Origin of the sequence: Endozoicomonas sp. SCSIO W0465, assembly GCF_023716865.1 — a bacterium.
GTDB lineage: Bacteria > Pseudomonadota > Gammaproteobacteria > Pseudomonadales > Endozoicomonadaceae > Endozoicomonas.
Map to the genome: position 1 here is coordinate 2,194,705 of NZ_CP092417.1, position 21,231 is coordinate 2,215,935.

Annotated in this window: 13 protein-coding genes; 4 read left to right on the forward strand and 9 right to left on the reverse strand. The window is 48.9% G+C overall.

Translation table 11 applies throughout. The annotated features are described in order from the left end of the window. Positions 1 to 172: 172 nt before the first annotated feature. The 5 genes from adk to MJO57_RS09565 all read right to left on the reverse strand — a co-directional run bounded on the left by adk (position 173) and on the right by MJO57_RS09565 (position 5,152). Positions 173 to 823: an adenylate kinase gene (adk, locus tag MJO57_RS09545; RefSeq protein WP_252024850.1), complete on the reverse strand. Its 651-nt coding sequence runs from the start codon at positions 821 to 823 to the stop codon at positions 173 to 175. A gap of 186 nt (positions 824 to 1,009) precedes the next feature. After that, complete coding sequence (locus tag MJO57_RS09550; protein ID WP_252026996.1) at positions 1,010 to 2,131, reverse strand: beta-ketoacyl-ACP synthase III; 1,122 nt, start codon at positions 2,129 to 2,131, stop codon at positions 1,010 to 1,012. Between the two features lie 189 nt (positions 2,132 to 2,320). Continuing rightward, complete coding sequence (locus tag MJO57_RS09555; RefSeq protein ID WP_252024852.1) at positions 2,321 to 2,554, reverse strand: tautomerase family protein; 234 nt, start codon at positions 2,552 to 2,554, stop codon at positions 2,321 to 2,323. An 81-nt stretch (positions 2,555 to 2,635) separates the two neighbouring features. After that, positions 2,636 to 4,084, reverse strand: a complete 1,449-nt coding sequence (locus MJO57_RS09560) for an oligopeptide:H+ symporter (RefSeq protein ID WP_252024854.1) — start codon at positions 4,082 to 4,084, stop codon at positions 2,636 to 2,638. A 123-nt stretch (positions 4,085 to 4,207) separates the two neighbouring features. After that, positions 4,208 to 5,152 (reverse strand): IS66 family transposase, encoded by a 945-nt coding sequence (locus tag MJO57_RS09565; RefSeq protein ID WP_252024856.1) that lies wholly within the window; start codon positions 5,150 to 5,152, stop codon positions 4,208 to 4,210. A 75-nt stretch (positions 5,153 to 5,227) separates the two neighbouring features. Between MJO57_RS09565 and MJO57_RS09570 the strand changes: the two genes are divergently transcribed. After that, entirely contained in the window at positions 5,228 to 6,505 is a 1,278-nt protein-coding gene (locus MJO57_RS09570; protein WP_256491761.1) for an IS4 family transposase, read from the forward strand. Between the two features lie 8 nt (positions 6,506 to 6,513). Here the strand turns inward: MJO57_RS09570 and MJO57_RS09575 are convergent, their stop codons facing one another. Then, positions 6,514 to 7,164 (reverse strand): DUF6444 domain-containing protein, encoded by a 651-nt coding sequence (locus tag MJO57_RS09575; protein WP_252024858.1) that lies wholly within the window; start codon positions 7,162 to 7,164, stop codon positions 6,514 to 6,516. Positions 7,165 to 7,438: 274 nt separating this feature from the next. Further along, positions 7,439 to 8,479, reverse strand: a complete 1,041-nt coding sequence (locus tag MJO57_RS09580) for an IS1595 family transposase (protein ID WP_252018759.1) — start codon at positions 8,477 to 8,479, stop codon at positions 7,439 to 7,441. A gap of 583 nt (positions 8,480 to 9,062) precedes the next feature. Here MJO57_RS09580 and MJO57_RS09585 point away from each other — a divergent pair. Further along, complete coding sequence (locus MJO57_RS09585; RefSeq protein ID WP_252024860.1) at positions 9,063 to 10,412, forward strand: hypothetical protein; 1,350 nt, start codon at positions 9,063 to 9,065, stop codon at positions 10,410 to 10,412. Positions 10,413 to 10,519: 107 nt separating this feature from the next. Next, on the forward strand, positions 10,520 to 13,741 hold the full coding sequence (locus MJO57_RS09590; protein WP_252024862.1) for a hypothetical protein: 3,222 nt from the start codon (positions 10,520 to 10,522) through the stop codon (positions 13,739 to 13,741). Between the two features lie 188 nt (positions 13,742 to 13,929). Here MJO57_RS09590 and MJO57_RS09595 read toward each other — a convergent pair whose 3' ends face one another. Both MJO57_RS09595 and ppc read right to left on the reverse strand, forming a co-directional pair. Further along, positions 13,930 to 17,154: a lipopolysaccharide assembly protein LapB gene (locus MJO57_RS09595; protein ID WP_252024864.1), complete on the reverse strand. Its 3,225-nt coding sequence runs from the start codon at positions 17,152 to 17,154 to the stop codon at positions 13,930 to 13,932. A gap of 184 nt (positions 17,155 to 17,338) precedes the next feature. Next, positions 17,339 to 20,089, reverse strand: coding sequence for a phosphoenolpyruvate carboxylase (gene ppc / locus MJO57_RS09600; RefSeq protein WP_252026997.1), 2,751 nt, complete (start codon positions 20,087 to 20,089; stop codon positions 17,339 to 17,341). Between the two features lie 442 nt (positions 20,090 to 20,531). Here ppc and MJO57_RS09605 point away from each other — a divergent pair, with 442 nt between their 5' ends. Next, on the forward strand, positions 20,532 to 21,230 hold the full coding sequence (locus MJO57_RS09605; RefSeq protein ID WP_252024866.1) for a nucleoside recognition domain-containing protein: 699 nt from the start codon (positions 20,532 to 20,534) through the stop codon (positions 21,228 to 21,230). Position 21,231 lies beyond the last annotated feature (1 nt).

The following is a 21,231-nucleotide window of genomic DNA, read 5'->3' on the forward strand; positions in this document are numbered from 1 at the left end:
GGGGAATCATTACTGTTAAGGTGAGCTTCAGCAATAGGGAAGGGCTGCCGCTCTGTCAATGGACGCTATTTTGAAAAGACAGGCAGGGTATTTCAACCGTATTTTCATTTATAACAAAAAAGCCGGTGGTGCCTTCACACCACCGACTCTTGCTTTGATCTTCTAGCAATGCTCAGGCAGTAACCGGCTTCAATGCATCCAGTACCTGTTGTTTGATCTCATTAACAGAGCCGACACCTTCGATACGGTTGTAACGGGTATCGCCATCCATCTGCTGGTAAAACTCAACCAATGGTGCTGTCTGGTCATGATAGACACTCAGACGATTGCGTACGGTTTTTTCCTCATCATCTACACGCTGAACCAGGGCTTCACCCGTCACGTCATCCTTACCGTCTTCTTTGGGCGGATTAAATACCACGTGATAAGTACGACCACTTTCCGGGTGGACGCGACGGCCACTCATGCGCTTGACGATCTCGTCATCTTCAACGGCAATTTCAATAACATGGTCAATGACAACACCTGCATCACGCAGGGCTTCGGCCTGGGGAATCGTGCGTGGGAACCCATCAAACAGGAAACCGTTGGCGCAATCACCCTCGGCAATACGCTCTTTTACCAGGGCTATGATGATGTCATCAGAAACCAGGGCACCGGAATCCATGACGGCCTTAACCTTTATGCCCAGCGCTGTACCATTTTTAATGGCAGCCCGCAGCATGTCACCGGTAGATATCTGGGGGATACCGTACGCTTCCATAATAAATTGGGCCTGAGTCCCTTTACCGGCGCCCGGTGCACCCAGCAGAATAACGCGCATGAAAAGCTCCTGTTGCCAGCCATCCGTTCTCTGCTGAAAGAGATCGTATTATAGAGACATCGTCTGGCCTGAAAATTGGCAAATATATTGACGTATTTAATAAAAAGCGGATAAGGATATACAGCCAGAAGCGCGGTGACAAGCCTGGACTTATCACTTAGAGAATATTCCGACGCCATTGTAGGCTTACTGTTTTTCAACCACCACACTACCGATGGAGTAACCGGCTCCGAAAGAGCAAATGACACCTTTATCTCCTGGTTCAAGATCCAGCGAGTGTTTATGGAACGCAATGATCGAACCGGCTGAGCTGGTATTAGCGTACTCATTTAGAATCACTGGCGCTTCCTGAGGTTCAGGTTCTCGCCCCAGGAGTCTGCGCGCCACCAATTGATTCATATTCAAGTTTGCCTGATGCAGCCATAAACGACTCAAATCACCGGGGGTAAGCGCCAGAGACTCAAGGTGTTCAGAAATATGCGTCACCACCCGGGGACAAACTTCTTTAAAGACCTTACGGCCGTTCTGGACAAACAGTTTATCTGGCTCACTTGCACCCGCTTCATCCGCACGATTTAAAAAGCCAAAGTTGTTGCGAATGTTATTTGAAAATTGAGTCCATAGGTGACAGCCAAGCACTCGATAGCCATCTTTACGCTTGGCAATGTTTTCATTCTCAAGCAATACAGCGGTGCAGGCATCGCCAAAAATAAAGTGGCTGTCCCGATCCCGGAAGTTTAAATGACCTGAACAAATTTCCGGATTCACCATCAATACCCGGTTTGCCGACCCACTGCGGATGGCATCGACGGCAGAGTTGATGCCAAAGGTAGCTGAAGAACAGGCGACATTCATGTCGTAGCCGTAACCGCCACCACCGAGGAACTGTTGGATCTCAACGGCAATGGCCGGGTACGGGCGCTGCATATTGGAGCATGCGACTATGATCATATCCACTTCAGACGGGGCTACATGAGCCTGGGCAAGTGCTCCTCTGGCGGCATGGAGTGCCATTTCACACTGGACAGATATTTCCTCATTGGCACGTTCCGGAATGTGTGGAACCATTCTCTGAGGATCAAGAACGCCTTGCCGGTTAACCACGTACCGGTTAACAATGCCGGAAGCTTTTTCAATAAATTCACTGCTACTTCTGGCCAGCGGCTCCAACTCACCGGCTACGATGGCTTCTTTATTCTTTTCATTCTCCCGGTCGACCCAGGCATTGAATGTATTGACCAGCTCATCATTACTGATGGCCCCCGGCGGGGTATATAACCCGGTACCACTGATCACTACTTCCGGCACAATCACTCCATCACATGCTTGTTATCTTTTGTTTTTTGCATCTTATAGCAGGGTAATTGCCAAGGGAACTACTATGTCAAATGATAATGGGTAAACCTTATCCGGTTTGCAGACTGGCCAGTGCCGTTAATAACAGCCAGACCGGCTGTCGACCACGCTCTGTCATCGACAGCAATGTTGTTAATGGCCTCAGGACTTACCGGTTCCCCGCTTTTGTCTTGATGCCTCCAGCTCCGGACTATTATCCCCCAGACTCCAGTTTCCGGGTTCCTGCTCTTCAATCACCACCCAGACCGCCTGCTGAAAACGATCTTCACCACCTGCAGCAACCTGTACCAGCAGATCAGAAATGCCATCCATTACTTCCTGTTTCTGGATTTCATTAAACAGCCCTTTGACCGTTTTCACAGAAACAAACGGCATAAGCACTTACCTCACAATAAATTTTGACCCTCATAGGGTAGCTCATTTTCCCCACAGTCGCGTTGAGGGTGATAGACACTGTTAATCCGTTATCATTCGGTTTAACCAGTGTGCGGAAAGCAGCATGGCGATCGATACCGCCAGGGACAACAGCCCCATATCAGTAAAGAACTCGCTATAGATTGGCAACGTGTCAACGGCGGAAGAAAAATCATCAATTTCCAGCGCGGTCAGGCTGGCCACATAACCGGCAATGACCGATGCAGCAGAGCTGGTTAAAAACCAGATACCCATAATGAAGCCGTGCAGATGCTCCGGTACCAGTTGTGCCACCATGGCCAGCCCCAGACCACTGATCAGCAGCTCACCCATGGACTGAAAGAAATAACTCAACACCATCCAGCCAGAGGAGACCATCCCCTGTTGATTGGCAAAATTGGCCGCTAATGGAAACACCAGAAAGCTGACGGATGTCAACATCATCCCCAGGGCAAACTTGAGGGGCATGCTGGGACCACCACCATGGCGTTCAGTACGATTATAAATCCAGGCCATGAACGGACTGGCCACCATAATCCAGAACGGATTCAATGACTGAAAGGTCACAGGGTTAATGGTGATGCCCAGAATCACCGGCTCAACATTGTTGATGGCAAAAAAATTGAGTGACGTGGGCATCTGCATATACATCACAAAGAACACAACCGCCTGGAGCATCAGAATCAGAGCCACCAGCATTCTTCGCTGTTCCCGGCCCCGGGCAGAAATAATCTCTTTCAGAAACATCAGCAACGCGGCAGTACTCACCAGTGCCAGTAAAATATTGGCCATTAACAGGTAATGCAAAATCCACGCACTGATGCCGCAGGCAACAATAATGCCCGAATAAAGCACCAGCCGGGTCTTCCAGGGTACGGGTCGAAAGTCCGGCTCTGAACCGATATCACCAATCCAGTGGCGCATAAAGAAATAATTACTCACGGCCACAAACAGCCCTATGGCACTGGCCATAAAGCCTGATCCCCAGCCCAGGTATTCGGCAATATAGGGTACCAGTGTCATGGAGAAAAAAGAGCCAATATTGATGGACATGTAATAGAGCGTGAAAGCACCGTCCAAACGGTTATCCTCATCGCCATAGCATTTTGCCAGCAGGCTGGATGGGTTGGCCTTGAATAGCCCATTGCCAACGGCAATACAACCCAGGGCGACATAAACGATCGTCTGCTGGTGACCAGCCAGGGCCATGATCAGGTAGCCGGTCATCATCACCAAAGCACCAAGTACCATAGTACGCTTGGTACCAAAAATGTTATCCCCGACAAATCCGCCGATACAGACAAACCCGAAGACCAATGCACTGAAAGCACCAAAGGTAATGAATGCGTGGTCTTCCTCCATGCCCAGCTGACGAACAAGGTAAAGTGTCAGCAGCGCCTGAAGGCCGTAATAACCAAAGCGCTCCCATAACTCGATAAAAAAGATCAGATAAAAAGGTCTGGGTTGGTTCAGGATACTGAATTGCGACATGACAGCTCCGGATCAGTTTTAGGAAGCACACTTCGCTAAATGCACGGGTGGAAGGGATAGGATGAAAAAGAAAAGGGCTTTAGAGCCTATTGAAAAGCGTTAAAAAGAATACTCAAATTGTAACTATTCAGCACTGAGCAAAGGCATATTACAGTAATTCCGAACAGCTCTATGAAGTGATTGATATATGTCCATTCCCTGTTTTCTGGCAGACGACAAATAGCTGCGAATCCGTGCAAACATAGAACCACCGTCTGCACTCCTGAAGCAGCCTGAGATTTTCTGCTTTAACTTGGCCATTCGAACATCCCGCTCACTGCCATTGTTATCGAAGGGAATGGTAAAATCTGACATGAAGCGCAGTGTCTCAGCCTTGAACTCAGTGAGTCGTTTGAAGAGATTGTAAGCTTTAGTATTCTTGACTTTCTTGCGCTTAAGCTCCTCTCGTTGCTTCTCCATATAGACGACTTCTTTCATTAGAGCCCGCTGAAGCAACCGGTCATAAATCTTCTCGATTCGTTCACAGACAACACTTGGCATCTGTAGCATACCTATGGTCTTAAAGCCCTTGCAGTAATGCCAGGAAAGCCTCAGTAGCTTCATCAATCGCAACGCCAGTTGATTGCTGTCCCTATCAACAACACCCAAAAGCTCCCTCAGGTGATGGGCATTGCAAAGTACGTGAGTTGCCGCATATGCAAAATAGGATTTCCAATGATCATGAACCAGAACGCCTGCAAATGTTAGCAGTATGCCCATCGTGTCCATGGCCTCACGACCTCGCTTTTCAGACAAGTAGTAGAGCGTCCATTGTTCATCCCGCATAACGTGTAGCCAGTGCAAAGAGCCCTCGGCCCGCATACCCGTTTCATCGGCTCCGGCAACAGACGATTCCCGCAAGGCGTCACGAATAACCTCTTCAGTAGAAGCCAGATTTTCATAGGTTCTGGCCACAAAATTGGCGACAGTGCCTGCACTTACACTCATTTTATAGAGAGTATTCTTAGGGTAGACATTAAGCTCAAAAAAGGTTCGTTTCCGGCGGCAGAACCCACCTTGAACAGCCACAATAAAGCTTCGAAACCATTATCAATGGCTGAACAAGATGAGTACTGCAAATAGTAGATTAGTTGAAAAAAACTGTTGACCTGTTTCGACCGGTCAGAACTCCTAAGTATGGCGGAACAGCTTGGTTTTACTATACGACAGCGAGATATCCGTCCTTTGGATTTTATCCTCTCACTGATCGATGCCCTCGCTGGTGATGGAAACTGCGATACCCAGGCGGATCTACACCGTAAATTTAACGAGTTGACGGGGCTGAATGTCTCTTATCGTTCTTGGGCAAATCAAGCTAAAAAGGACGCGCTGCCTACTCTTATCCTGTGGCTATGGGTGCAGTGTCTGGAAATATTTTCCCGCAAAGTCATGGCGTTTGATGAAGACAGTCCATTTTCAGAGTTTGAGCACATTCTGATTCAGGACGGTTCGTCACAAGCTGTCTATGATGCCCTGAAAGAAGCATTTCCCGGCAGGTTCTCAACGGTCAGTCCTGCTGCCGTCGAGCTTCATACGACAATGGATCTTCTCACCAACAACCTGGTGCGGGTGCAGCTGACTGAAGATACCCGTTCAGAAAGAGACTGTCTGCCACCACTGCCAACATCCATGGCCTATATCCTGATGCTAATGGATGCCGGTTATTTTGAGCTGGAACTCTTTGCCGCTATTGATGACAGGGAGGGTTCTTTTATCTGCAAGGCACCTCAGAGTATCAACCCGACGATACTCAGCGCGGTACGGGAGGATGGCAAGAATCTCAATCGCTACAAAGGACAAAAACTGAAGGATGTACTGTCTGGCTTCCCCAAAGACCAGTGCCTCGACCTGGATGTAGAATGGCCGGGATTCAAAGCCTGGCCATTCCGCTTGGTTGTCCGCTGGAATGACAAAAAACAGAAGTGGGTTTTCGTTGTGACCAACCTGAACCGGGTGGAGTTCACCTTGAGTGATGTGCTCCAGGCCTATCGTCTACGGTGGCAGATAGAGCTGATTTTCAAAGAGATCAAATCCTATTCAGGGTGGCATCGTTTTAACACCAAATCAGCGACACTGGTGTTTAGCCTGATTCTGATGTCCTTTGTGGTTGTGACGTTGAAAAGGTACCTTGCCCATGCTGCACAGGCGAACCTCTGTGAAAGTGGGAGCATTGAGGAAATCTCGACGCACAAGGTGATGAAAAGTGGGACTCACCTGTTTGGTAATGTGATTTCATCGTTGATGAATGCAGGAAAGTCATTGGTCTCATGCATTAAAAAGCTACTGGACTTCTGGGGAAATAATGCGAAACGAGAACACCCTGCACGGGATGGTTGTTCAGGGCGTACAAGATTAGGCTTCTGTGCAGTGGGTGGAGCTTAATGTCTACCTTAAGAGAGAGTATTAAAATACTCTGACACGCGCTTAAAAGGCAGGAAATGGTATTGGTTAAGATAGACGGCCATAGCCTGTGTGGCTGAGCCATATTGTGCGGCAGCGGTAACACCTTCCGGGAATTCAGCCTGATTCCGACAACCACAAGTGCAGATTTTTACTTCAGCTCTATGGGCCGTTACTTCAAATTCACCCGGTCTCCCTGGTTCAAACACCTGTCGTTCAATATATTTGACCGGCTCACTATCAAGAAGAGACGCCTGACATTTATTGCATTCTTTAACCGGAAGGTACTCAATATAGTCAGGGATATCGACCTGTTTAAGACAAGTGCCCTGATGCCCTTTCTTTCCACCGGCTTTATTACCAGAAGACTGTCTCAGACTTTTAGGATTGGGTTTTTCATCCGATGGATCGGTACCTTTATCTGCGGAAAGGTCGTCAGAATGATCTGGAGAATTACTGTTTTTACAAGGTTTTTGATAACCATCAGACGATGGCGGCTTGCTGCTGTTTTGACTGTTCTTGCCAACCTTTTCTTCCAATTCTCGACATCGCTCTTCCAGACAGGCAACTCTCATCCGCAGCTCTGCATTCTCTTTCAAGAGAATCTCAGCCGACATAGTTGCGGGTAGTTCTGGAATCATGCTGGCGAATATTGTGGAAAAATGGTGCTTAAGAGGATGGTATAAAAATCAGAAAATTCCAGATTTATGTGGGGGTGCTGAACAGTTACCTCAAATTAATTGAATACCGGATCATTATAGTTCGATACGTTTTAAATCACCTGTGATAACAATAAAAAACACCCAGACGATTGATCTGAATGCTGTTTACTCATCGTACTCCTTTGCAACATGGTGACTGGTGATCTTTTCTGCCGTACTTTTGCGATGGTGCCTGCTGAACATGAAGGGAGGGCTAAGTTACCGTTAATGGTTGGAAGCACCAATGTTCAGTAATTCTGCTGATCAACCGGCCAACAGTTAATTTTTTTGCTGCCGTCAGTTCTCGCCTCCAGGCCAGATAATGGGGAAGGTAACGAGTTGCAACCCCTTGGAATACGCCGCCAATCCAGCGTTTTAAATGACTGTGATAAGAATTTACAGTCTGGATGTGGTAGATGCCTTCAACAACATGTTGACCTGCTGATGTCACCAGCTCCTTGAAGACAAATCCAAGCTTGTCAGCAAGTTTTTCGTGAGCGAGGTGTGCATCCGCACAGACCGTGGCCTGTATCGATATGCGGCCATTTAAATGCCTGCACAATTCATTAGCACTTTCGTTTTCTAATACACCGTCAACGGTATTTCGATTACGGTCCCGAGCCACCATTACCGGGACTTTTCGGGCTTTGTTGGGATCATTACCCCGCTTTCGGGTTGGCCGTGGAAGGCCTTCTCTTTGCCCTTTGAAGGATTCACGGAAAAATGTTTCATCAAGCTCAGTAATGCCACAAAGCTCTTCTGCTTGATCATTATTAATCACTTCAAGAAAGCGGTGACGCCAGCGGAACGCAGTTTTCAAGTCAATGGCATTCTCAGCAGCAGCTGGTCGCAAGACCATAGAGTGAGTCATACCTGCGAGGTACTTGTTCCATTTTTCAGGGTGCCTGAGCCTTGCCAAAGGCGTTCCACTAAAGGCGTTAAACGTTGAGTCGCAAGTCTTGCAGTGGTAGCGCTGTCGGCCATTTCGTATGCCCCAGCGACCAACGCTATGGCTTTTGCATTTGGGGCACCTGGGGTTTTCGGCAAATTGGGCAAGTATGCTCTTTTCTACGTCAGGTGTTGCATTATCGTTATTGGGTATAGATTCACTGTAAACAGGTTCAGAGTCAGTGGTTTCTACTACCTCGGTAACCTCTATTTGAGTACTAAGGAGCGAGTTGTTAAGAATGTCTCGCTGTTCACTGGTTAATGTTGAAATGGAATCAATAAAATTCTTGAAGAGTTCAGATTGCATATCACTCCCCTACAACGTAGATTTTATGGGAGTTTAGCTGATTCAACCATTAACGGTAACTTAGCCTGAAGGGAGGGTCATTTATTGATTGGGGTCAAAATGCAATAAGGTAACAAGGCAGGAGGCACTGAGATGAGCCTGATCATTACGCCTGGCTGCACATACCGGCTCTGCTTCTGAGCTGGCTGCTGACAAGCATTGTCGTTTCCTTGCGCAATGCGCTTTCTGGCTAAACCACGAGAACATGACAAAACACGGCAAAAAAAGAAGGGTGATGTTGCAAATCACGGTGCGAAGGGGAACTTTTTGAGATTTATCGAATCATAAAGTTAAGAAATGGACTACATAGTCAGGTAATTAACATTACCCTTAAATCCCTCCTTTCAGCCGATTGCCATTCAACATGCGGCAACCATCCTGCCAGATTGTCTAGCAATCGCAGATTAACGGTTCGAGTTGATGAAGCACATAAAAGTCAGTAGTACAGCAGGGAAACCGGGTCGGTCAAGGATTGGAAGAACGATTTCAACAAAACAATATTCAGATGAATGTGCTAACGCAAAATGGACTTTAGGAGATGCCAATGGAGAGCTTACAAAGAAGAATACCACAGCAAAAATCACCGGATGTTAGTAAAAACGCACGCTCCAGAAAAAAAGCTGGAAAAAGTTTACCCACTGTTAAAGGCTCTTCTACATCCTTCAGGGCCCGCGGGGAAGTAAGTCTGTACGATGATGCTCCAAGGCTGAGTAGTATTCTGGTTCCTTGCGCCAGGCTAGGATCCCGGGCTACCGATCTGTTGGGTCGTGCTATCAGCGTGATCACGCCGGCCTTAACCATGTCGATTGCCCACTCCATTCTGTTTGATGAACAGGCAGGTAATGTGCCTGCGCCTTCAGTTATGGATTATAATTGCGCCCACATCGTGCTTGGAGGGGCGTTCATGGCCGGGCTTTCTCTTTCATCTCGTTTAGGGAAAAGCCTGCAGGAAACATCACACGCACTCAGTGATTATGCAACCCACTGCACTGAGTGGAGGTATACGAATCCTCCCCATACGATCAAAGTAGAATTAAGAGGCATAAAAAAACTTGTTGAAAACTTCCTTAGGAAAAATCTCAATGAATTGTTTAGAGATGCCATCCTATCGGTTACAAGAAAGTCCTTTACACCGTTAAATGAACGCCTCAATTCTGAGGACGGAACATCTGTCAACTATAAAGTTTTGCAGGAAATTAATGAATCTTGCCAGGAGCGGGTAGCAAACGAGTTTAAAGGTGAACGGTTTCAGCGAGCATTTAAGAAAATAGAAAGTGCTTTTCTTGCACTATACCAACCACCTGGTGGACATTATTACCTTGATTTTGTAGACAACCTTCCTGGTAAATCAAAAACTGGATTTGTTAATGCTATCAAGCGCGAAAAAATAAGCCTGGAGGCTCTGGCAAATTATCAGTACTTTTTTATTCGCAAAGTTTACGGTGAAAACCGGGATACAATTATCCAGTCGATAAAAACAAACGCCGACATTCAACTTAAGAAAGTGACAAAAGAGCAATTCTTTAAGTATGAAGCCAAAATCACCAGCTATCTGTCAATGCAAGCATCAAAACGACTGACGTCACAGAGTGACCTGAGCCCTTTACTACCCGGGCTTGCTGATGAGCATGGGGGAATCGTAAAAGCGGCTCAGAAACCTGTGTCTTTGCAACAGAGAGCTGAAAAGATCGTGGCATTTGAAAAAGCTTGCTATAAGTTGAGTTCTGCTCGCATTAACTTCAAAGAGTTCAAAGTACTCCAAAAAACAGTCAACGCCGTACTTGAAGATCCACACCTGAAAGAATCTGCAATAAAGTTACACGGCTACGCAATGGTTAAGGAGGCCACCATCCTTTCTGAACAGTACACACTGTATGATGGTAAGCAGGGGTGATGATTCACATCATGGGGCGCAGGGGAACTTATTGAGATTTATTAAATCAAATTAAAGGAGAAGATGGATCGTATAAACAGGGAATAAACAGGGAATCAAAATAAGTTATGGACAAACTTTCAGCAGATTACCATCCAGCACCCAGCCTTACAGCACCCAGCCCTGATCCCGTCAGATTGTTTAATAATGGCGGATTAATGGTACGTGTTGTTGATGCACATAAGGGCAAATGGCAAGGATGGGAAACAAAACCGGTCACGTTATTGAGTCCTCAAGGCAACAACCCCATATCTGAAATTGGTGCATTAGAGGTGTTCAGGGGGGACTCATGGGTAGTGACCATGTTGCGGCCGATGGAGATGGAAAGTGTTAAGTTTGCGTGGGCCTATAAATATGATGCCTGTACCGATGATGACGGAAACTCTCAACCTTCAGAAATACGCACCAAGAAGATAAAAAAAATTACTGATTACGGAACGCTTGAGACCAAGCTGGCAGAAATACATTGCAGAAGCAAATCGATCTTTCCGGCCACTACCTCCGGACGTATTGACAGTACCGGTTATCTGTTGCATCAGTTATCCAGCAGGAATAAGACCGAAAAAAATTACCCGGAAGTTATATGTGGCATTAATTTCGGCCTGATGCACTGCGGATATATTCTCGATTTTAACAGAGAAGCAACGTTTGACCGGATAGCCGGGATGATGCAAAACATTTTGCTTCTCGAACTGGGAGAGGGTGCCAGTACCGCTGAGGAATTTCGCCAACCTGTACAACTGTCGGTATTCGATAGCGAGCGAGGTGAGCTATTCCCGCCGCTTAAACTGCAGCGCCATGAAGTAGAGGCAATTTCGGCAAATGCCATAACATTGTCGAAATATGCTCAAGCCCTGGGCCAGGATATCACGCTGTTCAACGTACTGGTGCAATCCGGTGGTGATCGTTTTCTGCAGTTGCTGATCAATATCCCGGAAAGTGTCAAATCTCTGGCAGAGTCAGAAGAAAATCTGGAGCTGGCAAAAATATTAACAACCCAAAACCTATTGAAGTCATGCTGCTTACCCGATTTACTGGCAGCAATAGAGCACGCCCAGCTACTAAATGTTAATTTACCTGTACGATTTTTGTCAGATTTGATTGATATAGACATTCTCTCTTTTAGTGATTTCAGGGACTTCACCCGCGAGGGTAGTTGTATTTTTCTGGATACGGATTTATCCAGTGATCGTTTCCAGAAGATAAAATCGACGCTTGGCAATCAAGCACAGATTTGCAGAAAGGCTTTGTCTAACGGATTATTCGTCCCATTATTATTGCAAAATCATTTTGATACTTACTCCAAGACCAATCCATTAGTTGTCTGTCTTCTGATTGCCCATGGTACCAGGGTAGATTTTGATGAACGCGCTTTCGGCACAACCACAGCCCTCTGGTTATTACTGGCAGCAAGGTATTTCTGCAAGGAGAATTTATTGACCCGGGAGGAACTCAGGATCATCCGTCACGAGATTCTGTGGCAGCTCAGTGGCAACAAGGTAATTTATTCGCAGGGCTTCATTTCAAAGGTAAAGCCGGGGCAAATTACTCCCTATCAGGAAGTCCCGAATAATCTGGCTCGGCTTATAGACGACATGAAAACAGGGTTGGCCAGACAATCGGTATCGACCGGTGCCGACTGGGTTCAAGATCAGTGCAGGGAACTGATCGGCGAAGAGATATATAGCCAATTTTATCAGGACAAATCGGCTGACGGGCAACAATTGCTGGATTATCTGCAAAATGGTTTTTCGCCGCAGCGATTTAATAATGAGCAGTTACTCGAGCATTTCCGCTACATGACCACTATCCCGGTGACTAACGATAATCTCCACAGTATTGTAACGTTTTCTCACCGGGATTATAGGGTAAATAATTACTGTATTATCCGGTTGCCGGGTAAGGAAACTGACCAGGGCGAATGGCTTAATGAATTGCTTACTGCCTCACCGAATTTCTTACAAAGTGAGCTTAACCGTGTGGGTCACTATTCTGCAATCACCCGGTTAGCAGGTCGGCATTATTACCAGAATATCCATCCCACCAGGGCAAGTGTCCTATTGGCAGGGGGTACAGCCATCAAACCCGGTTTCCGAAGATTTCACGGTCTGGATCACGCCCTGCGTACCCAGCTGGCGACCGAATTTATTTTGGAGGTATTGCCTCGCTGTCATAAACCGTTTGAGGAATTACTGAAAACCCGGCCCCTGCTGAGTGAATTACTGCCCCTTGCCGAGCTTTATCACGATGCGGTTGCAGAAGATGAGCATAAAGATGTGGAAGAGCGGCGTGCCGCTGAACTGTTCCAGCGTGATATGCAGAGTTTGCATCGATACCCGGATGAATTGATTGAATTAGTGGCCAGGGCACTGAAAAATAAAAACAGTAATAAAATGCAACCGGTTACTGCTCCTTTCACCAGTGACCAGCAGTGCCCGGCAGACGAATTACTGCTTCGTCAGGTGCTGCGCTTCGGTGATATCGTCGATATCCTCCGGGTCATACCCTGCCGGGCCGATTTTCCCGCCATCCGACTGACGCCGGATTATGCAGAGCCCGAAGGGGACGATTGCTTTAATCCGGAAGCCATTGAGTTACTCCGGGTGGTCAATGATCCCCATTTTACCTTGTTGGTTCAGGCAGCACTGCTGAGCTTCAGGAACCTGGCCTGTATTACCGGGGGGTGGCATCACAGGGATGTCAATCCGATTACAACGAAATACCAGCTGTCGGTGGATAACGATCAACGGCGATTGCTCATCGAACAGGCGTCTGATCCGCAGCTGTGCATGGGTGAAAATCTGGATGATCTGGTCCGGTTGGTGATGGCAGAAAAAGCCGGCATTAAACCCTGCTTAACCGATCACCCCAAACGCTCGGAAAATTTGCCTCTGCCCGATTGCTGGGACCCGCAAACGCAAACCGGCTCAGTCGGTGCTTACCGAAAGCTGCACAATGAACAGGAACTGCGACAGATTGCATTACCGCAAAATATGACCCTGACAGAAAAAATTGTCGTTGCCGCAGATGAACTGAACGATGAACTGAAATTAGCATCATGGCTATCGCCAGCCACCCGCAACGGTATGCAGTCAGAGATTGCGCGGTTGCAGCAAGACGGCATTCTGCCGGCTATAGGTACGCCGCCACAATCTGAACTTGAGCGAATATTCCGGCAACCAGACTGTGCAGGTGCCCGGATACTCAGTGAACGGGGGCTTGCGGTGGTGCCTGCTGAACATGAAGGGAGATTCGTTTATCGAATGCAGCCAAAGTACAAAGAACACTGAGACTGACCATTTCAGGATGCGTATCAGTTCATAATGTTTAAGGCTCTTGTAGGATTTCAGACTGCTACTGGGTTGAACATTGCTGAAGCCCTTTATCTACAAAGGTTGTCAGCATATTGTCCGGTAATGTTGCTCAATCCTTGTTTTTCGTGACCTACAGTCAGTTTTCACTGTAGAGCAGTTCGTAATCAAAATAGAGCCATGTTTAATTTTTCCAGCGCTCGCTGCTCTGTTTTCCTCCAGGGCTCTGCTTTCTCTTTTAATTCTCTTGATGGGTCCAGACAGGATGCTTGCTGAAAAAGAGGTTTCCATTCGCTTTCAGCCTTTCTCTGCATTCTCATGATGTGAGCTTTATGGGACAACAAACGCGCCCGCTTTTCACTGGAGGAAGGCTTTGCACAGGAGGAAGAGAGTTGAATGGCCTCCTGAACATAGTTGAAGGCCTGGTCGAGAAATATAGGCTCTTGTGAACCGTTTTCGTCGACATGTGCACAATAAATCATGAATCGATGGATTGATTGGGCAAGTGCCTTATCGACACCGTTGGTAATATCACCAATGTGAGTATCAAATTCATTGGCCCCGCAATGCAGGATGCTTAATGCCAGCCTGTAACGGTCTCTTTGCACATCAACCAACGTATTATTGGACAGGCATTGCTGGAGCAGACGATGGGCTTTATCGACCTTACCCGTTATCTGCCAGTGACGAGTCAGCGTCAGATTCGTATCGTGGTTCTTGCAGGCCCTGCCGGCTTCCAGGTCGTCCGCTTGCACCGATTCCTGCCTGAAGGTAGCGATCAGTAGACGTTCAGCTTGATCGAATTTACCCATCATCTCCCAGTGACGGGCCAGCGTAAGATTGGTTTCATGGTTTTTGCAGGCCCGGCCTGCTTTCGGATCGACTGCCTGCGCCGATTCCTGCCTGAACGTGGCGATCAGCAGACGTTCTGCTTGATCGAACTTGCCCATTATCTGCCAGTGACGGGCCAGTCCCAGATTTGTATCATGGTGCTTACAGGTTCTGCCTGCTTCCAGGTCACCCGCCTTCGCCGATTCCTGCCTGAACATCGCGATCAGCAAACGTTCGGCTTGATCGAGCTTACCCATCATCTGCCAGTGGCGGGCCAGCGTAAGATTTGTATCATGGTACTTGCAGGCTCCGCCCTCTTCCAGGTCGCCAGCCTTCGCCGATTCCTGCCTGAACATGATGATCAGCAGACGTTCGGCTTCAACGAGCTTACCCATCATTTGCCAGTGACGGGCCAGCGTGAGATTTGTCTCATGATGCTTGCAGGCCCTGCCTGCTTCCAGGTCGTCCGCTTGCACCGATTCCTGCCTGAACGTGGCGATCAGCAGGCGTTCAGCTTTGTCGAACTTACCGATCATCTCCCAGTAACGGGCCAGGGTGAGATTCGTATCATGGTTTTTGCAGGCCCTGCCAGCTTCCAGGTCACCTGCCTTCTCTGATTCCTGTCTGAACGTGGCGATCAGTAGCTGTTCGGCTTTATCCAGCTCACCCACCATCAACAAGAATCGGACCAGCGAGAGATTGGTCTCATGGTGCTTGCAGGGCCTGCCTGCTTCCAGGTCGCCTGCCTTTGCCGATTCCCGCCTGAAAGAGGCAGTCAGCAGGCCTTCGGCTTGATCGAGCTTACCCAACATCTCCCAGTAACGGGCCAGCGTAAGATTGGTTTCATGGTTGTTGCAGGCCTTGCCTTCTTCCAGGTCGTTGGTCTTTGTCGATTCCTGCCTGAACATGGCGATTAGCAGGCGTTCAGCTTTATCCAGCTTACCCATCACCTCCCAAAGACGGACCAGCCCCAGATTCGTCTCATGATTTTTGCAGGCCCTGCCTTCTTCCAGGTCGGTCGCATTAATCGATTCCTGCCTGAACGTGGCGATCAGCAGGCGTTCGGCTTTATCGAACCTACCCACCAGCTGCCAGTGACGAGCCAGCGTGACATTTGTTTCATGGTGGCTACAAGCCTTGCCTGATTCCAGGTCGCCTGCCTTTGCTGATTCCTGCCTGAAGGTGGCAATCAGCAGGTGTTCAGCTTTATCGAGCCTACCATTCATCTCCCAGAAGCGGACCAGCCCCAGATTCGTTTCATTATTCTTGCAGGCCCTGCCTGCTTCCAGGTCGTCCGCCTTCACCGATTCCTGCCTGAACATGGCGATCAGCAGGCGTTCGGCTTGATCGTGCTTATCCATTATCTGCCAGAGACGGGCCAGCGTGAGATTCGTATTATGGTCCTTGCAGGCACCGCCTGCTGTCGGGTCGTCGATCTTCGCCGATTGCTGCCTGAACATGGCGATCAGCAAGCATTCTGCTTTATCGAGCTTGCCCATCAACTGCCAGAGACGGGCCAGCCCCAGATTCGTATCATGGTTTTTGCAGACCCTGCCAGCTTCCAGGTCGTCCGCCTGCACCGATTCCCGCCTGAACGTGGCGATCAGCAGGTGTTCGGCTTTATCGAGCTTACCCATCATCTGCCAATGGCGGGCCAGCGCCAGATTCGTCTCATGGTTTCGGCAGACCTTGCCTTCTTCCAGGTCACCCGGCTTAACCGATTCCTGCCTGAACGTGGCAATCAGCAGGCGTTCAGCTTTATCGTGCTTACCCATTATCTGCCAGTGACGGGCCAGCGTGAGATTGGTATCATGATGCTTGCAGGCCCTGCCTGCTCCCGGGTCACCCCCCTTCACCGATTCCTGTCTGAACGTATCGATCAGCAGGCGCTCGGCTTTATCAAGCTTCCCCGTTATCTGCCAAAGACGGGCCAGCGAGAGATTCGTATCACGGTGCTTGCAGGCCCTCCCTGCTTCCGGGTTGCCCGCTTCCTTCTCAACAATCTGCTTTAGCAGATTTTCTGCCTCTTGATAACGCTTCAGGGTTTGCAGAACCCTGGACTTTGTCAGCAAGGTACTGATCTGGGTAAAAGCCGGTAATTGGTTTAATAAATCCAGTGCCTCTTGAGCCTTTCCGGGCTGAGGATAAAGTGCCCGGGCAAGACCATTGACTTTGTATTCATTCTGTTTCTGAGTCACCGCTTTGATAGCCTGAAATACGTTAACCGCTGAGTGCCACTGCTTCTTTCTGAGTAATTCAAAACCTTGAGAAAGCAGTTCCTCTGTATTTCCAGTCTTTTTTACCTCCCTTGATAAGGCGGATTGATAGGAACCCCGGGCAGGACTTTGTCTTAACACCGAGGTGCCAGCCGGGGTTGCCGGCCTCACCGTCGCTCCCGGCCGGGCTGACACAACAGCAGACCTGCCTGCGAAGCCTCTTCCTCTTCCTCTTCCTCTTCCTCTTCCTCTTCCTCTTCCTCTTCCGCTGCTGCCAGCGGGAGGTGAGCTATGGATTGGCCCGGATGAGTTTTTATGGGGGATAGGGGGAGCAGCTGTATTCATGCATGAAATGACAATCCGTAGTGGATTTGGTTCCATTAATCAGATAATGGAACCGCTGTCATCATGTGTTTATTGCGAACTGACAACGGATTAACAATATGCGCCTTCCGATCCGGCTGAAAGCACTCCATCATTCAGCAGCGCCTCCTACGCTGCTGATTGTCTGCTTGCGGCACACGCTCAATTAACCAGTATTTCGCATACCAGCGGCAATACCGGCAATGGTGATCATCAGTGCCTGTTCAAGCTCTTCACTCACTTCAGCATCCTCACCGGTCGCTTGTTCGTGGGAGCGAACCCGTTGCAACAGCTCAGCCTGCAGGAAGTTCAGCGGATCCGTGTAAGGGTTACGCAAACCGATGGCCTCTCTGCTCTGCGGTTGTGATGACATCAGCTCATCCCCTTCCTTGAGATCCAGCAGCACTTCAATGGCAGACGACAGCATACGTCTGAGTTTTTCACCCAGGTAGCACAGATGCCCGGGTACCAGCTGGTCTTCATAATACTTGGCCAGTTGAGCATCGGTCTTCATGAAGACCATCTCCAGCATTTCCAGGCGTGCCTTAAAGAAAGGCCAGTCGGTCATCATCGTTTCCAGCACATCCCGGTTGCCGTTGTTGACCGCATTCTCCAGCGCTTCGCCACAGCCCAGCCAGGTTGGCAACATGAGGCGAATCTGCGTCCAGGCAAAAATCCAGGGAATCGCACGCAGGCTTTCCACGCCACCATTGGGTTTCCTCTTGGCAGGACGGGACCCAAGAGGCAATTTACCCAACTCCATTTCTGGCGTTACTGCCCGGAAGTAGGGCACAAAATCAGGTTCGTCACGAACAATGCCCCGGTAAACCCTGACGGAATCCGCTGACAACTGGTCCATCACCTCACGCCACTCCTGCTTTGGCACCGGTGGCGGTAACAGGGTTGCTTCCAGTGTGGCGCTGGCATAAAGCATCAGACTCTGTACCGCCACTTGTGGAAAACCAAACTTGAAGCGGATCATTTCACCCTGTTCGGTCACCCGCAGGCGATTATTGACCGAACCCGGAGGCTGGGAAAGAATAGCCTTATGAGCCGGGCCACCACCACGGCCAATGGTACCACCACGGCCATGGAACAAGGTCAGCCTGACATCAGCCTCAGCGCATACCGCCGTGACCTCTTCCATGGCACGATACTGTGCCCAGCCGGCCGCCATCCAGCCAGCGTCCTTGGCAGAATCGGAATAACCGATCATGACCATCTGGCCACCGTGGCAATAGCCGCGGTACCAGGGCAATGAAAGCAGGTGACGGATACACTCTGCCGCATTGTCTAGGTCGTCCAGTGTTTCAAACAGTGGCGCGATGGGCATATCGAAATCCACGCCACACTCTTTCAGCAGCAGAGCCACTGCCAGTACGTCCGATGGCTGAGTAGCCATGGAAATCACGTAGCAGTTCAAGGCCCTGGAACCCTCGGCAGCCACTACACGACAAGTGTTTAAAACTTCCTGAACTTCAGGGGATGGTGACCACTTATTTGGCCCTTTGGTGTTTGGCCCTTTGGTGTTTGGCCCTTTGGTGTTTGGCCCTTTGGTGTTTGGCAAAAGCGGTCTTGGGTTCTGCAGCTCTTTCAGCAGGAAACTCTGTCTTTCCAGTTCTTCCCAGTGCTCATAATCGCCCATACCTAGGGCCTTGGTCAGTTCACTGAATACCTGGGTATGACGGCCGGACTCCTGACGGATATCCAATTTAATCAGGGTCAGGCCAAAGCAGTAAGCCCTTCTCAGGGTATCCAGCAAAGGACCATCGGCAATAACACCCAGGCCACAATCATGGAGCGACTGGTAACACAATCTTAGCGGCCTGATCAGGTCTTCATTATCAAGAATGACCCCCGCTGTCGGCGTTAAATAGACATCCCCGGGTCTGGCCAGACCCCGTTCGCACCATTGCCGTGTATGCTTCAGTTTTTCCCGCAACTCTTTTAACACAGACCAGTAAGGCTCCCGGGAGTCACCCACAAGCGCTCGCAGTTCATCACTGCAGTCGTTCATGGAAAGCTCGCTGATCAATGGTTTCAGATCTCTTAGAAACAGGTCTGCTGCCATCCAGCGACTGAGCAGCAACACTTCACGAGTCACTTCAGACGTTACAAACGGGTTACCATCCCGGTCGCCGCCCATCCAGGAAGAAAAGTGAACGGGTACTGCGTCAATCGCCAGCCGATGACCGGTAAACGCCTGAAGGCGCTCATCCATCTGACGGACAAACTGTGGCACCGCATTCCACAACGAGTTTTCAATGGTGGCAAAGCCACCTTTTGCTTCATCAACCGGTGTGGGTCGCTTACTGCGAAACTCATAGGTATGCCAGGCCTGAGTGATCAGCTGGCGAATGCGCTGTTCAATGCGCTGTTTTTCATGCTCACTGAGCGACTGGTTTTCCAGATCATTGAGACACTGAAATACCTGCTCATATTTCTGAATTAATGTACGGCGGGTTACTTCAGTCGGGTGGGCAGTAAGTACCACCTCAATATCGAGTTCAGAGGCTTTCTCTGCAATCTGCTGATCACTGAAACCTTTCTGTTTCAATGTGTTGAGCAGTTCACGAAAATGGTCAGGAACACAGTAGCTGGTTTCACAGTCCCTGGATACCAGGTGAAACTGCTCGGCAATATTAGTGAGATTCAGGAAATGGCTGAAAGACCTTACGACAGGTACCAGCTCATCATCAGGCAGGCTGTGCAGAAGGTTCAATAGTGCCTGCTGTTCATTTTCACCATCCTCACCCACTGCATCATTGCGGGCAGCTTTGGACAATTTGCGAATAGACTCAATTTTATTGAAAAAGTCTTCGCCCTTGTGATCCCGGATGACGTCACCCAGCAAGGTACCCAGCATATTGACATTGCGACGCAGCGACGACGGGTTCTCTATTGGCTTTTCGGACATGGCTATCTGCCTTTCGATGGTATTCCGACCCACTTTGCCTTCATAAGTTGTCATGGTCAGCCCGGCCCATTGAGCGCAGGTATTACCCCATGACAATTTACTGTTTAAATGAGCACAACAAAGCGCAGCCTATACCAGAAACACGTAAGAAAAAAGGGAAATCACCTACCCACGGAAAAAACCACATCATCACAGAAAAACACCCCATTCCCTTTTAACTTCTTCAATATTCAACACTTCACAACAAAGCACAGTGGTCTTTATCAGCAAAACTGATAGCTGGTTGAAATAAGAAGGCTATCTGGTAAGAACCGAAACCACGGAGATAAATACAGCGTTTAATCCTGATTTTATTTTGAGCAACCGACTTATAAACTCTCCTTCAATGTATATTTTTTAATCAGATTTCTACCATCTCTTGTAAATATCCCGGGAGGAAACCGTGAAAACTGATGATCATGAGAAGGTCTCCATTGGCGCCTATTTAGCACTGGCATTTGCTGTCGTGTTCTTTTCCGGACTGCTTAAGTCCAATGAGTGGTACGGTGTCTTTGACTTCACCACCCTTAATGGCAGCTTTGGTAAGCTGATGAAAGACGCCACTGGTGGCATGTCCGCTTTCCGTGGCGTGGGTGGCAGTGGTGCAGCCGACGGCTTTTTGTTTGCCCTGGGTCTGGTACCTACGGCCATGTTTGCCCTGGGTATGATCGCTGTGCTTGAGCATTACGGTGCGCTGAAAGCCGCCCGTAAAATGCTGACGCCTCTGCTTCGCCCCCTGATGGGTATTCCCGGCTCTACCGGGCTGGCGATTATCGGCAGTCTGCAGTCCACCGACGTTGGTGCGGGCCTTACCAAATCCCTGGCAGATGAGGGCGAACTGACTGACAAAGAGAAGGATGTCTTTACCGCCTTTCAGTTTTCTGGCGGTGCACTGATCGTCAACTTCTTCGGTTCCGGCGCCATTTTGTTCACCCTGTCTGATACGGCGGGTACTACGGTTCCCGGTTCTATTGGCCTTGCTCTGGCGGTCATGTTTGTCTTCAAAATCGTCGGTGCCAACATTATGCGTTTCTACCTTAAGGCCATTGACAAAAAATCCGGCGAAAAAGAAATCACTGCCAAGATTGCGGAGGCTAACTGAT